The 14686-nt window shown below is 66.0% G+C and carries 15 protein-coding genes and 3 pseudogenes; 10 read left to right on the top strand and 8 right to left on the bottom strand.

Features of this window, described 5'->3' with window-relative positions:
• Positions 1-46 precede the first annotated feature (46 nt).
• Positions 47-1309: a 5-aminolevulinate synthase gene (hemA, locus tag QP164_RS13730; protein WP_333924265.1), complete on the top strand. Its 1263-nt coding sequence runs from the start codon at positions 47-49 to the stop codon at positions 1307-1309.
• A 2-nt stretch (positions 1310-1311) separates the two neighbouring features.
• On the opposite strand, the gene QP164_RS13725 is transcribed toward hemA, so the two are convergent.
• The 5 genes and pseudogenes from QP164_RS13725 to QP164_RS13700 form a co-directional block, all read right to left on the bottom strand.
• The gene (locus QP164_RS13725) at positions 1312-1818 is read right to left on the bottom strand and encodes a Uma2 family endonuclease (RefSeq protein WP_333923503.1); all 507 of its coding nucleotides are present in this window, start codon (positions 1816-1818) and stop codon (positions 1312-1314) included.
• Positions 1819-1915: 97 nt separating this feature from the next.
• Positions 1916-2380 (bottom strand): DUF3429 domain-containing protein, encoded by a 465-nt coding sequence (locus tag QP164_RS13720; RefSeq protein ID WP_333923502.1) that lies wholly within the window; start codon positions 2378-2380, stop codon positions 1916-1918.
• Between the two features lie 10 nt (positions 2381-2390).
• Positions 2391-3098 (bottom strand): anti-sigma factor, encoded by a 708-nt coding sequence (locus QP164_RS13715; protein ID WP_333923501.1) that lies wholly within the window; start codon positions 3096-3098, stop codon positions 2391-2393.
• Positions 3091-3655, bottom strand: a pseudogene (locus QP164_RS13705) (sigma-70 family RNA polymerase sigma factor). The gene QP164_RS13715 and the pseudogene QP164_RS13705 overlap by 8 nt, the downstream one beginning before the upstream one ends.
• A gap of 16 nt (positions 3656-3671) precedes the next feature.
• Complete coding sequence (locus tag QP164_RS13700) at positions 3672-4094, bottom strand: hypothetical protein (protein WP_333923499.1); 423 nt, start codon at positions 4092-4094, stop codon at positions 3672-3674.
• A gap of 237 nt (positions 4095-4331) precedes the next feature.
• On the opposite strand from QP164_RS13700, the gene rpiB reads away from it, so the two are divergent.
• The 6 genes and pseudogenes from rpiB to QP164_RS13670 all read left to right on the top strand — a co-directional run bounded on the left by rpiB (position 4332) and on the right by QP164_RS13670 (position 8153).
• Positions 4332-4772 carry a ribose 5-phosphate isomerase B gene (rpiB, locus tag QP164_RS13695; protein WP_333923498.1) on the top strand — a complete coding sequence of 147 codons (441 nt, stop codon included), beginning with the start codon at positions 4332-4334 and terminating at the stop codon, positions 4770-4772.
• Positions 4769-6079 (top strand): serine hydroxymethyltransferase, encoded by a 1311-nt coding sequence (locus QP164_RS13690; protein WP_333923497.1) that lies wholly within the window; start codon positions 4769-4771, stop codon positions 6077-6079. Before rpiB ends, QP164_RS13690 begins: the two co-directional genes overlap by 4 nt.
• 5 nt (positions 6080-6084) lie before the next feature.
• Positions 6085-6264, top strand: coding sequence for a hypothetical protein (locus QP164_RS13685; RefSeq protein WP_056053298.1), 180 nt, complete (start codon positions 6085-6087; stop codon positions 6262-6264).
• A pseudogene (nrdR, locus tag QP164_RS13680) lies at positions 6265-6728 on the top strand (transcriptional regulator NrdR). It begins immediately after the preceding gene.
• Between the two features lie 193 nt (positions 6729-6921).
• Positions 6922-7443, top strand: coding sequence for a GIY-YIG nuclease family protein (locus tag QP164_RS13675; protein ID WP_333923496.1), 522 nt, complete (start codon positions 6922-6924; stop codon positions 7441-7443).
• 50 nt (positions 7444-7493) lie between these two features.
• A complete protein-coding gene (locus QP164_RS13670; protein WP_333923495.1) occupies positions 7494-8153 on the top strand; it encodes an RNA methyltransferase in 660 nt (219 codons plus the stop codon).
• Here QP164_RS13670 and QP164_RS13665 read toward each other — a convergent pair.
• On the bottom strand, positions 8150-8449 hold the full coding sequence (locus QP164_RS13665) for a chorismate mutase (RefSeq protein WP_333923494.1): 300 nt from the start codon (positions 8447-8449) through the stop codon (positions 8150-8152). The genes QP164_RS13670 and QP164_RS13665 overlap by 4 nt on opposite strands.
• 191 nt (positions 8450-8640) lie before the next feature.
• Between QP164_RS13665 and rpsD the strand changes: the two genes are divergently transcribed.
• The 3 genes and pseudogenes from rpsD to QP164_RS13650 all read left to right on the top strand — a co-directional run bounded on the left by rpsD (position 8641) and on the right by QP164_RS13650 (position 12044).
• The gene (rpsD, locus tag QP164_RS13660; RefSeq protein WP_056053294.1) at positions 8641-9255 is read left to right on the top strand and encodes a 30S ribosomal protein S4; all 615 of its coding nucleotides are present in this window, start codon (positions 8641-8643) and stop codon (positions 9253-9255) included.
• Positions 9256-9441: 186 nt separating this feature from the next.
• Positions 9442-11073: a M28 family peptidase gene (locus QP164_RS13655; protein WP_333923493.1), complete on the top strand. Its 1632-nt coding sequence runs from the start codon at positions 9442-9444 to the stop codon at positions 11071-11073.
• Positions 11074-12044 (top strand): annotated as a pseudogene (locus QP164_RS13650) (agmatine deiminase family protein).
• Between the two features lie 162 nt (positions 12045-12206).
• Here QP164_RS13650 and QP164_RS13645 read toward each other — a convergent pair.
• On the bottom strand, positions 12207-13076 hold the full coding sequence (locus QP164_RS13645; protein ID WP_333923492.1) for a class I SAM-dependent methyltransferase: 870 nt from the start codon (positions 13074-13076) through the stop codon (positions 12207-12209).
• Complete coding sequence (thrC, locus tag QP164_RS13640) at positions 13073-14473, bottom strand: threonine synthase (protein ID WP_333923491.1); 1401 nt, start codon at positions 14471-14473, stop codon at positions 13073-13075. Before thrC ends, QP164_RS13645 begins: the two co-directional genes overlap by 4 nt.
• Positions 14474-14686: the final 213 nt, after the last annotated feature.

Below are 14686 nucleotides of genomic sequence, written 5' to 3'. Positions count from 1 at the left end.
GTATTGCGCTGGAAACGAGTGAAAGCGAGGCGTAGTGCCCAAGCCTATGATTACCAACGGCATCACGGCAACGGAGTCCATCTCGGGTCCGCGAGTCGATTATTCGCGCGTGTTTACGCAGGCGATCGACCGGTTGCATGCCGAAGGGCGCTACCGCGTGTTCATCGACATCCTCCGCAACAAGGGCGCTTTCCCGAACGCGCGCTGTTTCGCCGGGCATAACGGGCCCAAGCCGATCACGGTGTGGTGCTCGAACGATTACCTTGCGATGGGCCAGCACCCGAAGGTGATCGCGGCGATGGAAGAGGCGCTGCACGACGTCGGCGCGGGCTCGGGCGGCACGCGCAACATCGGCGGCAACACGCATTATCACGTCGACCTGGAGGGCGAACTCGCCGACCTGCACGGCAAGGAGGCTGCGCTGCTGTTTACCAGCGGGTACGTCTCGAACGAGGCTACGCTGGCGACACTGGCGAAGGTCTTGCCGGGCTGCATCGTCTTTTCCGACGAGCTTAACCACGCGTCGATGATCGCGGGGATCCGCAACTCGGGATGTGAGAAGCGCGTGTTCCGCCACAACGACCTCGCGCATCTCGAAGAGTTGCTGGCGGCGGAAGACCCTGCTGTGCCGAAACTGATCGCGTTCGAGAGCGTGTATTCGATGGAGGGCGACATCGCGCCGATCTCCGCGGTGTGCGACCTCGCCGACCGGTACAACGCGCTGACCTATTGCGACGAAGTCCATGCGGTTGGGATGTACGGCGCACGCGGCGGCGGCATCTCGGAGCGGGACGAGGTCGCGCACCGGATCACGATCCTCGAGGGGACGCTCGGCAAGGCATTTGGCGTGATGGGAGGCTATATCGCCGCCGATCGCACGATCGTCGACGTGATCCGAAGCTACGCGCCGGGGTTCATCTTCACGACGTCGCTGTCGCCGGTGCTGGTCGCTGGCGTGCTCGCGAGCGTGCGGCATCTGAAAAGCTCGAGCGTCGAGCGCGAGGGGCAGCAGGCATCTGCCGCGATGCTGAAGGCGATGCTGAAGGACGCCGGGTTGCCGGTGATGATCGGCGATACGCATATCGTGCCGCTGATGGTCGGGGATCCGGTCAAGGCGAAGAAGATCAGCGACGTGCTGCTCGCCGAATACGGCGTGTACGTGCAGCCGATCAACTATCCGACCGTGCCGCGCGGTACCGAGCGGCTGCGGTTCACGCCGGGGCCTGCGCATACCGAGGCGATGATGCGCGAACTGACCGACGCGCTGGTGGAGATCTGGAGCCGCTTGGACTTGCGCAAGGCGGCTTGAGGTCAGTCGACGACGATGTCGAGATTGAGTTCGGGGATCGCGATAGGGTGGCCGAACGGGATCAGCCGTTTGTCCTCGTAATCACCAGCGCGGGGCTTGGCCATCACGTGCGTCCGGCGCGCGTTGATATCGACCACCCAATAATGCGGCACGAACGCCTCGGCATAATCGCTCCGCTTGGCGCCGAGATCGAGCGCGAGGCTCGTATCGGCGATCTCGACAGCGAGAAACAACGCAACGCGGTCGAATAATGTCGCGCATAGATCCGGGTCGCGAAGCACCGCCACATCCGGTTCGCGCAGCGTATCGGCGGTCAGGCGGACGGTCGGTCCCTGTCCGACGATCCATTCGGTGCCGAGCGCGGCGAAGGCGGACTGCAAGCGCAGGAAAGCGATCCGCTGCGCGTTCCAGTGCGGTACGTTTGCCGGCGACATCCGCATAATCTCCCCGTTGACCAGTTCGACCTTGCCCAGCCAGTCGGCTATCGGCGGATGACGGACGAGTTCCATGAACTCGGCGGTGGTAAAACGCGCGGGCCCGGAGGCCAATTGAGTGATGTGTTCGGCAACGCTCATGGTGTTAGTATAGCATTTCCCCGCAGCCGAGTCACAGTATAGCCGCCAGTAACGTCAGGACGCCAAGGCCAAGCGACAGTGGTACGCGCAACGCCATCCAGCCCGATGGGGCGATGCCGGCGCGAACCAGCGCGCGGTCGACGAGCAGCGCGGCAATCAGGCTGATGCCAAGCACGACCAGCGAGGGGCCCGGCCAGCGCAGGCCGACCATCCAGGGCCAGGCGGTAGCCAGTGCGATCAGCGAGGGGGCAACGCTGGCGAACCAGAGCCAGCGCGGTGGCGAATCGGTGCGCGCGGCCAGACCCCACCAGAGACCGCCGAGGAAGCTCAGGATGATTGCGGCGTAAGCGTAGGCGATCGCCAGCGCGGAGAATCGGCTTTGCGGATCGCCGCTCAGCAGCAGCGCGACCGTCGCGAGTTGCGGGAGGAGGCCGCTCAGCCCAAGCACGCGCGCGATCGGCGGGATGCCGCCGGGCGCGGCGGGTCGCGTCGTCATCAAACGGGCATCAGACGCGCGCGACCACGCCGGTAGCGACGACCGGGCCGGTCGGCAGGCCGGTCGGCGACCCGCCGAGCGGCTCGACCGAGATCGCCAGCGTCGCGCCGGGGGTTATGCGACCGCGATTGACGCCCTTGGGCGCGAGCGAGGTCGGACGTCCCGAGAGCAGGCCGAGCGAATGCGGCACGCCGTCGCCGCCGATCACCCAGAGCTGCGCGACGCGCGCGTCCGGAACGCCGGGGCCGGCCGCGACGCGGAGCGCGCCGTTCGCAGGATCGTACACTGCTGCAACCGGCGACTTCGCATCGCCGAGCATCGCGACGAGCACGCTGGTCGGCCGCACGACGATCGGCTGCGAGACGGGCACGGTCGGCTCTGGGCGGACCATGACGAACAGCAACAGCGATGCGGCGATCGCGCTGGTGACGGCGGCGAGCGCCGGCCAAGCGAAGCGGCTCGTTTGCGCACGGGCTGGCGTGCCATCGAGACTGGCTTCGACCCGGGCTGCGAGATGCGGCGGCGCGGCGTGTTCGGGCCAAAGGTCGAACAGGACCGCCAGGCGTGATCGCCACCATTCGACCTGCGCGGCAAAACCGGGTTCGGCGAGCACGCGGCGCAGCGCTGCTCCGCGCTCCTCGCCTTCGAGCAGGCCTAGCGCGAGCTCGGCGGCCGCCACATCCTCAGGCACACCGGTATCAGTGGTCGGATCAACCATCGAGGCAATCCTTCAGGCGGGCGAGGCCGCGGCGGACCCAGCTCTTCATCGTGCCGAGCGGGACCGCACGCTTGATCGCCAGTTCGGCATAGGTGACGCCGTCAAAGAACGCGGTGCGGATCGCGTCGCGCTGCTGCGGTTCGAGGCCGTTCAGGCACTCGATCAGTTCGCGCGACGATCTCGCTCGCTAGCATCCCCGCTTCGGCACCCTCGCCGGGATCGGCGATGTCGGGCGCGTCGTCGAGCGGGCTCGTGCGGCGGACGCCTTGCGCGCGCTGCCAGTCGATGGCGCGGTTGCGTGCGATCGTCGCCAACCAGGTTATCGGGCTCGCGCGGCCGGGTTCCCAGGCACCGGCGCGTTTCCAGATCGTGAGATAGACCTCGTGCAGCACATCCTCCGCGGCTTGGGCGTTGCCGCAGATACGATGGGTGATGCCGAAAAGCTTCGCGCTGGTCAGCGAATAGAGTTCGCGAAACGCTTCGCGGTCCTCTTGCCCGGTGCGCAAGAGCACCTCGGAGAGATGCGCGCGCGCCGCGTCCGCATTTGAAAAGGCCATTGTCACGATCCGGAACCTAGCGGCTAAGTCCGTCGCGGCAATAGCCTTCGCCCGGCTTGACGGTGAGGCAGTCGGTTTTGCCGAAGAGATATTTCAGCCCGGTCGCGTCGCCGTTGGTCGGGCGCAGCGTTTCGCGGATGCCTTTGCGATCGAACGCTATCGTGTCGCCGGTCGCGGTGCCGTCGTAATTGCCCTTGTTGTCGAGGTCCCACTGCATCGTCAGCGCGTAGTGGCCGGGGGTGGCGGTCGGCGCGACGTCGAGAACCATGCCTTCGACGCCGATCCAGCGGCCGGTGTAGTCGGGTGCTTTGGGCTTTGGGGCAGCGACCTTGCGCTCGACCGATCCGGCGGAGGTCATGTTACCGTCGCTGCTGGTATCGGGGGCAGGGCCTGAGCAGGCGGTCAGCGCGGCGGCGGTTAGGAGGGTGAGGGCTTTCATGGACGTCTCCTATGGCGCAGGCGAGCGAGCCAGCATTGTGCTCCGTCATCCTGACGAAAGTCAGGACCCAGAGTAACGTAGAACTGCGCTTTGTAACCCTGGGTCCTGACTTTTGTCAGGATGACGGCGTGAAATGGGATGCCGTCGTCCATGACGACCCGCGAACAGGTGTGGCAAATCCGCGCTCGGGTCGGTATGGGGCTGGGCACCCGATCCCCCGTCACAGGAATACGCCAGGTGCGCATCGCCATCGCGTCCGATCACGCCGCCGTTTCGTTGAAAGCGGTGCTCGCCGCTTGGCTGCGCGAGGCGGGGCATGACGTGCTCGATCTCGGTCCTGAGGGTACCGCCAGCGTCGATTATCCCGATTATGGGTTCAAGCTTGCCACAGCGATCGCCGACGGTAGCGCCGACCGCGGTATCGCTCTGTGCGGCTCGGGTATCGGCATCTCGATCGCCGCCAATCGCAATCCCGCCTGCCGCTGCGCGCTCGTGTCCGAACCACTGTCGGCGAGCCTTGCGCGCGTGCACAACGACGCCAATGCCATCGCGATGGGCGCCCGCCTGATCGGCGAGGAAATGGCCAAGGCGTGCGTCGAAGCTTTCCTATCCGCCGAATTCGCCGGCGGCCGTCATCAACTCCGTGTCGACAAACTTTCCACAAAGGTCCCCGCATGAGCACTCAGCCCCGCGAACTCCACGACGTCCAGCCTGACGGCTTTTTCACGCGCGGATTGGCCGATGCCGACGCCGCCGTGTTCGCGGGCGTCGCTGCCGAACTCGAGCGCGAGCAGACGCAGATCGAGCTAATCGCGTCGGAGAACATCGTCTCGAAGGCGGTGCTCGAGGCGCAGGGCTCGGTGTTCACGAACAAATACGCCGAGGGCTATCCGGGCAAGCGTTACTACCAGGGCTGCGCGCCGTCCGACGTGGTCGAGACGCTCGCGATCGAGCGCGCCAAGCAGATCTTCGGCTGCGGGTTCGTCAACGTTCAGCCGCATTCCGGCGCGCAGGCGAACGGCGCGGTGATGCTGGCGCTGGTGAAGCCGGGCGACACGATCCTCGGCATGAGCCTCGATGCGGGCGGTCACCTGACGCATGGCGCCAAGCCGGCGATGTCGGGCAAGTGGTTCAACGCCATTCAATACGGTGTCGACGCGACCACGCACCTGATCGACTACGATCAGGTCGAGGCGCTGGCGGTCGAGCATCAGCCCAAGCTGATCATCGCGGGTGGTTCGGCCTATCCGCGGACGATCGACTTCGCGCGCTTCCGCGCGATCGCGGACAAGGTCGGCGCGTATTTCATGGTCGACATGGCGCATTTCGCCGGCATCGTCGCGGCCGGGCTGCACCCGACGCCGTTCGGTCATGCGCATGTCGTGACGACCACTACGCACAAGACTCTGCGGGGCCCGCGCGGCGGCATGATCATGACCAACGACGAGGCGATCGCGAAGAAGATCAATTCGGCGGTGTTCCCAGGACTTCAGGGCGGACCGCTGATGCACGTGATCGCGGCAAAGGCGGTCGCGTTCGGCGAGGCGCTCCAGCCCGATTTTAAGAGCTACATCGCCGCGGTCGTTGAGAACGCCAAGGTTCTGGCGGCGACGCTCAAGGAGCGCGGCTCGGACGTCGTCTCGGGCGGGACCGACACGCATCTGGCGCTGATCGACCTCACCCCGCTCGGCATCACCGGGCGCGATGCGGACGAGGCGCTGGAGCGTGCGGGCATCACTTGCAACAAGAACGGCATCCCCAACGATCCGCTGCCGCCGGTCAAGACCAGCGGCATCCGCGTCGGTTCGCCAGCGGGTACGACGCGTGGGTTCGGCCCGGCCGAGTTCCGCGAGATCGGCAACATGGTCGCCGACGTGCTGGACGGCCTCGCGAAAAAGGGCGAGCATGGGGACCCGGAAGTCGAGGCGGACGTTCGGACGCGTGTGCGAGCCCTGTGCGCGCGCTTCCCGATCTATCAAGGATAAGCAGCATGTCGAAGTTCGACGACGTCCAGAACGACATCAAGGCGACTCCCGGCCTCGGCAAGAGCATGGCCAAGTGGAGCGCACTCGGCGCGGTCGTGGCGATCCCGGTGCCGGTGATCGGCCCGATCTTCGGCGCGCTCGCGGGTGCTGGCTACGCCTATTACAAGGGCAAGAAGAAGGTCTGAATGCGCTGCCCCTTTGCGGACATGAAGACAGCCAGGTAAAGGACAGCCGCCCCACCGAAGACGGGGCGGCGATCCGACGCCGGCGCCAGTGCGAAGGCTGCGCCGCGCGTTTCACGACGTTCGAGCGGATCCAGCTGCGCGAATTGTTCGTGTTGAAGAGCGAGGGGCGGAGAGAGCCGTTCGATCGGGAGAAACTGCTGCGGTCGTTGTCGATCGCGACCAGGAAGCGGGCAATCGAGGCCGGGCGGATCGAGAAGCTGGTGAGCGGGATCCAGCGGCGGCTGGAGACGCTGGGCGAGAACGACGTCACGTCGAAGCGGATCGGCGAGATGGTGATGGACGGGCTCAAGGGGCTCGATTCGGTCGCGTATATCCGGTTTGCTAGTGTGTACCGGGATTTCAGCGAGGCGAAGGACTTCGAGGCTTTTGCCGGGAGTGTGGAGGAGGTCGGGCGAGCGGAGTGAGTTTGGCTTGTCCCAGCTTGTCCTCGTTCATCTCGTCGTCGTGCAGTCTCGTCGTCGTTCAGCCTTGCCCAGGCTAGTGTCCGCACCGCTGGCAGCATCGCAAACTTTACCTTATCGACGGTTCCTCCACCCCTCCCGTTCGTCCTGAGTAGGGACTGAGCGCGGCGAAGGCCCGTATCGAAGGACAGGTTGCATGAGCTTTTACGCCTACATGCTCCGCTGTTTCGACGGCAGCTATTACATCGGCCACACCGACGCGCTCGAACGCCGGATCGCGCAACATCAGCACGGTGAGCTTCCCGGATATACGCACAACCGGCGCCCGGTCACGCTGATGTGGTCGCAGGATTTCCCGAGCCGGATCGAGGCGCTCGAGGCCGAGCGGCAGTTGAAAGGCTGGACGCGGGCGAAGAAGGAAGCGTTGGCGGCGGGCGATTGGGCCGCAGTGCGCTTACTCTCGCGCAAATCCTTCGATACGGGTCTTCGGCTTCGCTCAGCCCCTACTCAGGACGAACGGGGTGGGGTGGGTGAGCGGGATGGTTTGTCCAAGCACGATGAATTGGCTGAGCCGGACGACTTTGGTGAGCATGGCAAGATTGGTGGATTTGGCGACGTGATTGACGAAAACATGACGAGTACGGGCGCGGTTAGCGACAGCTATGTGGTCTCGGATGGGGTGGGGGCGGTCGATGCTGCCACCCCACCCCCGTCATAATCCTCGTCCGCCCCCAACTCGGCGAAAACATCGGCAAGGCCGCGCGCGCAATGCTGAACTTCGGCCTCACCGAAATGCGCCTCGTCTCCCCGCGAGACGGCTGGCCCAACCCCTCCGCCGGCCCCGCCGCCAGCGGTGCCGACATCGTGCTCCAGAACGCGAAGGTCTACGACAGCGTCGCCGCCGCCACCGCCGATTGCGCGCAGGTGTTCGCCACCACCGTCCGCAAGCGCGGCGTAACCAAGCCCGTCGTGACCCCCGAGCAGGCCGCGACCGAGATCCACGCCGCCCCCGGCCGTTCCGCCATCCTGTTCGGACCAGAGCGATCCGGCCTCGAAACCGACGACGTTGCGGTCGCGCGGACGATCATCACCGTGCCGATCAATCCGGAGTTCGGCTCGCTGAACCTCGCCCAGGCGGTGATCCTCGTGGCCTATGAATGGTCGAAGGGTCTCACCGCCGAGCGCGAGCTGTCGCAGCCGTCGATCAACCCGATCATGCCGCCCGCGCCGCAGGAGGAGCTCGACGGGATGATCGGGCAGCTCGATGCGATGCTGATGGGGGCGGGGTTCTTCCACCTGCCCGACAAGATGCAGTCGACGCGGCGGACTCTCCGCACGCTGCTGACGAAACCGGGCTGGTCGAGCCAGGAGATCCGGACCCTCCGCGGCGTGTTGTCGTCGCTGGCGGGGAAGCGGCCGCGAGCCTAGCGCCGGTCGAAGGCGGCGAGTTCGTAGGCGATCGAGGCTTCGACCAGGCGTTCCCACAGATCCGCGACCACGGCCTCCGGAACGCCCAGTCTCACCGCCTCGGCCCGCGCGTTGTCGATCACCTGTGTCTTCCGCGCCTCGTCGCGGACATGCCCACGCTCCGGCTTGATGCGCGCGGCTGCGTCCATGTAGGCGAAGCGCCTGGCGAGCAGCGCGACCAAGTCGCGGTCGAGCGCGTCGACGCCCGCGCGGACCTCGGTCATGGTGGTGCAATCTGGGCCGGGGAGAATGGTCATGCGCCGTCTCTTGCCGAGCCCCATCCGGCCTGTCCAGCTTGACTCTGGACCGTCCCCCGTCTAGGCGCCCGCCTTCGCAATGGCCCTGCACCCCGGTGAAGCGGTGGCCCTGCCCTGTCTGGACATCCGTCTCGTACAGCCAGCAGAGCGATACCGGGAACAACGTTGTTAGCATTTGCCAAGGACTTACTATGTCGAAGCGTCAAAGCGCGAAGTACAAACTCGATCGCCGTATGGGCGAGAACATCTGGGGTCGCCCCAAGTCGCCGGTCAACAAGCGCGAATACGGCCCGGGCCAGCACGGCCAGCGCCGCAAGGGCAAGGTCAGCGATTTCGGTATCCAGCTGCGCGCCAAGCAGAAGCTCAAGGGCTATTACGGCGACGTGACCGAGAAGCAGTTCCGTGCATGCTACCATGAGGCTGCGCGTTTGAAGGGCGATACCTCGCAGAACCTGATCGGCCTGCTCGAGCAGCGCCTCGACATGATCGTCTATCGCGCCAAGTTCGCGCCGACGATCTTCGCGGCTCGCCAGATCGTTTCGCACGGCCACATCCGCGTCAACGGCGTGAAGTGCAACATCGCGTCGCGTCGCTGCTTCGTCGGCGACGAGATCACGCTGGGTTCGAAGGCGCAGGAAATGGCGCTGGTCATGGAAGCCCAGAGCCTCGCCGAGCGTGAGATCCCCGATTACGTCGCCACCGACGGCGCCGCCAAGGTCACCTTCACGCGCGTCCCGACGCTCGACGAAGTGCCTTACCCGGTGAAGATGGAGCCGAACCTGGTTGTCGAATTTTACTCGCGTTAAGCCGAGAAAATTCGTCGACCGGCCGGCGTCGCTCAAGCGACGTCCGACGACGTGGCTTTGCCACGGCGCGGTTTGGAACAGAAGAGGGCGGTCCTGCGGGGCCGCCCTTTTCGTTGCCTCGTGTCGCCTCGTGGACATGCGCGCCCGGCTTTGCCAGAACGCGCGCAACCAAACGGGGATATGACCATGCGCGCTGCCATCCTGCCTCTCCTGCTGCTCGGGACCGCCGCGTCCGCGCAGACCGCTCCCGCGATTTCGGTCGAGACGTTGAAGACCGTCACGCAGGTGTTGTCGTCGGACGCGTATGAAGGCCGCGCGCCGACCACGCCCGCAGAGGCGAAGACGGTCGCGTATATCGTCGAGCGGATGAAGGCGGCGGGGTTGAAGCCCGGCAACAAGGGATCATGGACGCAGGACGTGCCGATGGTGGAGATCACCGCCACGAACGTGCAGCCGTACGTGTTCACCGGCGGCAAGGCGCCCGTCAGCCTCGCCTATCGCACCGACATGGTCGCTGGCACCTATCGCGTAGCGCCGAAGTCCATGGTTGCGAACAGCGACGTGGTGTTCGTCGGCTACGGTATCACAGCACCTGAAAAGGGCTGGGACGATTACGCCGGCACCGACGTGAAGGGGAAGACGGTGGTCATCCTCATCAACGACGCCGACTGGCAGACGATGTCGCGCGAGGGGCCGTTCGAGGGCCGCGCGATGACGTGGTACGGGCGCTGGCCGTACAAGTTCGAGAATGCAGCGAAGCACGGCGCGGCGGCGGCGATCATCGTCCACGATACCGAGCCGGCGGCGTATCCGTGGGCGGTGGTGCAGTCGTCGTGGACCGGGCCGCAGCTCGAGCTGGACGAGAAGGGCGATCATCTCGACCAGTCGCAGATCGTCGGCTGGATGCAGAAGCCGGCGGCGGAGCGCGTGTTCGCGAGCGCGGGCAAGGATTACGCGACGCTGGCGGCGGCGGCGAAGGTGAAGGGGTTCAAGGCGGTACCGCTCGGACTGAAGTTCGGCGGTGGGTTCGACAACACGATCAAGCGGCAGGCGTCTAAGAACGTGATCGGCGTGCTGCCGGGGACGGCGGCGCCGAACGATTACGTGATGTATTCGGCGCATTGGGATCATCTCGGGCGTTGCGACGCGGTCGATGGCGACGACATCTGCAACGGCGCTGCGGACAATGCGAGCGGGGTCGCCGGGTTGGTGGCGCTGGCCGAGGCTCAGGTGAAGGCGGGGCCGGCCAAGCGCTCGATCGCGTTCCTCGCGGTGACGGCGGAAGAGTCGGGGCTGCTCGGGTCGCGCTATTATGCCGAGCATCCGATCTATCCGCTCGCGCATACCGTCGGCGGGGTGAACATGGACGTGCTGAACGTCGACGGGCGGGCGAAGGACTTCGTGCTGACCGGCGCGGGAAAATCCGAGATCGAGGATCTGGTGAAGCCGTTCGTTGCTGCCGAGGGCCGCGTGATCGGCGTCGAGGCGAACCCGGAGCGCGGCGGCTATTACCGGTCGGATCACTTCAGTTTCGCCAAGCTTGGCGTGCCGATGCTCGATGGCGGCAGCGGCGAGGATTTGGTCGTCGGTGGCACCGCGGCGGGGCACGCCGCGCGCGAGGATTATGTCGCGCACCGGTATCACAAGCCGGCGGACGAATATGACGCGAAGTGGGACTGGTCGGGCGCGGTCGAGGATCTGACGATCTATTACGGGCTCGGGCGCAAACTCGCGGACGATACCAGTCTGTGGCCGAACTGGTATAAGACCGCCGAATTCCGCGGCATCCGTGACCGCGATCGCGCAGGAGCCAAGTAAGTGACCACGACCGTCTCGACACCCGCCGAATGGGCGCACCACAAGGCCGTCTGGATCGGCTTTCCAAGCCATGCGGATTTGTGGCTGGAGGATCTCGAGCCCGCGCGGGACGAGGTCGTCGCGTTTGCCAAGGCGGTACATGCCGGCGGCAAGGGCGAGACGGTGATCCTGGTCGCGGCCGACGTCGGATCGGCGACCACCGCCAAGAAGCTGGCGCCGTTCGCGGACGTGGTGGTCGAGCCGTTCGGCGATATCTGGTTGCGCGATACCGCACCGATCATCGTCGGCGACGGCAGCGCGCGGGACTTCCGGTTCAACGGCTGGGGCGGGAAGTACGACCTGCCGGGCGACGACACGATCGGGCAGCGGCTGGCGGAAAGCCGGCATAAGCGGGTCGAGGCATGCGAGTGGGTGCTCGAGGGCGGCGCGATCGATGGCGATGGTACCGGGACCGTCGTCACGACGCAGCAGTGCCTGCTCAACCGCAACCGCAATCCGTCGCTGACCAAGGCGGAAATCGAGGCGCGGCTGGCGTCCGATCTCGGCTACACCCGCGTGGTGTGGCTGGGCGACGGGCTGGTCAACGATCATACCGACGGCCATGTCGACAACCTCGCGCGGTTCGTCGGCGAGGGCCGCGTGGCGATCCCCAAGGCGACCGACAACGATCCGAACTGGCAGGTGTACCAGAACGCCGCGCGCGATGCCGAGGCGGCCGGGCTGGAGGTCGTGACGATCCCGTCGCCGGGCCGCGTGCTGCGCGACGAGGAGGTCGTGCCGGCGAGCTACATGAACTTCTATATCGGCAATGCCGCGGTGGTGGTGCCGTTATATGGGGCTGAGAACGATGCGGCGGCGGTGGTGGCGATCCAGGCGCTGTTTCCGAACCGTGAGGTGGTGGGGCAGCGTGCGGATCATATCCTGACGGGGGCGGGAGCTTCCACTGCATCTCGCAGCAGATTCCGGGGTAGGTCCGTCCGCGGCCATGGACGATAAGCTCTAAACCAATCACCACCCCGGCGAAGGCCGGGGCCCAATTGGGGGACGTAGCCAACGGAGGACCGTCCTTCGTTACGCCAACCTTTCCAATTGGGCCCCGGCCTTCGCCGGGGTGGTGCCTAATAAAAGCGGGCTCAGCGGCTCCAGCGGGCCCAGATTGCCGTCGGCAATACCAGGCCGCGCGCTTCTTCGCGAACGCCGAGTTCGCCGACTTCGATCTTGCCGGGCAGATCGGCGAACACCTGGTTCAGCAACTCGCCGATCGCCAGCGCGGACATCCGCACCGCATAGACCGTCAGGAACAGGAAGCGGGAGTTCTCGTCGAGAAGTTTCCGACAGTCGGCAATAAGCTTGGGGAGGTCCTCTTCAAGCCGCCAGACTTCGCCTTCCGGCCCACGCCCATATTTCGGCGGATCGAGCAAAATCCCATCATACCGCCGCCCCCGCCGAACTTCCCGCGCGACGAACTTCGCCGCATCATCCGTCATCCAGCGGATCGGCGCGTCGGCCACGCCCGACAGTTTGGCGTTGGCCTTGGCCGCCTCGACGGACTTTTTCGACGCGTCCACGTGGACCATGCGGACACCCTTGGTCGCCATCGCCAGCGTGCCGACGCCGGTATAGCCGAACAGGTTCATGCATTCGGGGCTCTCAAGGCCCGCCACGCGCTCGCGCATCCAGCTCCACACGGGCGCCATGTCGGGGAAGAAACCGAGGTGGCGGAACGGCGTGGTCTGCGCGGTGTACGACACCTCGTTCCACCTGAGCGTCCAGCCTTCGCGCGGCACGGGCTCGGAAAATTCCCAGCGGCCTCCGCCATCTTCGTCCGAACCGGGGACGAATTCGCCCTGCGCCTGCCAGTCGGTCGAGGCAGGCGCCCACATCGCCTGGGGTTCGGGGCGGATAAAGCGGAAGCGGCCATAGCGCTCGAGCTTCTTGCCGTGGCCGGAGTCGATCAGGCCGTAATCCGTCCAGGGTTCGCCGACGAGGGTTTCTAGCTTCATGCTGACGGCTTCGCGCGCTCGGTGATGTAGGCGGTAGTTGCTTCGAACGTCGCTGGCAGCGTGGCGTAGCGCTCCTCGCGGTCGAAGAGGTCGCCGACGCGGGCGGGGAGCGAGGGTCGGACCCCGGTCGCGCGCTCGACCGCGTCGCCGAACTTAGCCGGATGTGCGGTGGCCAAAGTCACAATTGGCACGCCGGCGGGGACCTCGGTGCGCAGGGCTGCGGCGAGGCCGATCGCGGTGTGCGGGTCGATCACTTGGCCGGCGTGCTCGTGTGCCCAGCGCATCGCCAGTGTCATGTCGTCGAGGTCGATGCGCTCGCTCTGGAAAAGGGCCGAGGCGCCTTCCGACTGCGCATTGGTGAGACGCATCGCGCCCGAGGATTCGAAGCCGGCCATCTGTGCGGCGAGCGCGGCGCCATCGCGGTCGCCGAGGTCGAACAACAGGCGTTCGAAGTTCGAACTCACCTGGATGTCCATCGACGGGGTCGGGGTCTGCTGGACGCCGCCCTTCGAATAGTCGCCGGTGCTGAGCGCGCGGTGGAGGATGTCGTTGACGTTGGTCGCGACGACCAGCTTGGCCACCGGAAGCCCCATCTTTGCCGCGACATAGCCGGCGAACACGTCGCCGAAATTGCCGGTCGGGACGGCGAACGCGACCTCGCGATCCGGCGCGCCGAGGCGGACGGCGGCGTAGAAGAAATAGACCACCTGCGCCATCAGGCGGGCCCAGTTGATCGAGTTCACCGCCGACAGCGCGAACTTGGTCGAGAAGGCGCGATCGTTGAACATCGCCTTCACGAGCGCCTGCGCATCGTCGAAGCTGCCCTCGATGGCGATGTTGTAGACGTTGGGGCTGAGCACCGTGGTCATCTGGCGGCGCTGCACGTCGGAGATCCGGCCGACCGGGTGGAGCATGAAGATGTCGATGCCGTCGCGCCCCGCGACCGCGTCGATCGCGGCCGAGCCGGTGTCGCCGCTGGTCGCGCCGACGATCGTCAGGCGCTTGTCGGTGCCGGCGAGGAAGCGCTCGAAGAACAGCCCGAGCAACTGGAGCGCGACGTCCTTGAACGCGAGCGTCGGGCCGTGGAAGAGTTCGAGCAGCCACTGGTCGTGGTCGAGCTGCACGAGCGGAACGACTGCGGCGTGCGAGAACCGGCCATAGGCCTGTTCGCAGAGTGCCTTCAGTTCCTCGCGCGTCATCGCGTCGCCGACGAACGGGGCCATCACCGCGACGGCGGTGTCGACATACGATAGCCCGGCGAGCGCTGCGATCTCGTCGCGGGTCATCGTCGGCCAAGCGTCGGGGAGGTAGAGGCCGCCATCGGAGGCGAGACCGGCGAGCGTTGCCGCTTCGAAATCGAGGATCGGCGCCGAGCCGCGGGTGCTGATGTAACGCATGGCCAAGCCGGTTAGCGGTTGGGGGAGAGGGGACAAGCTTTCGGGCGTGCGCGGTGTGCGATCCCGTCAGTTCCCGGTTCCCGGTTCCCGGTCACCAGTCCCCAGTCTCTTACTTCAGCGGCAGTCCGTTGCCCCTAGCCCCATTCCGTCACCCCAGCGAAAGCTGGGGCATCTCACGAGGCAGATGACGCGTGCCACACGGGGATATCCCAG

The sequence above is a fragment of the Sphingomonas sp. LR59 genome (assembly GCF_036855945.1).
Lineage (GTDB): Bacteria > Pseudomonadota > Alphaproteobacteria > Sphingomonadales > Sphingomonadaceae > Sphingomonas.
The sequence above is the reverse complement of the archived record's forward strand: the minus strand, read 5'-3'. Positions and strand labels throughout refer to the sequence as shown.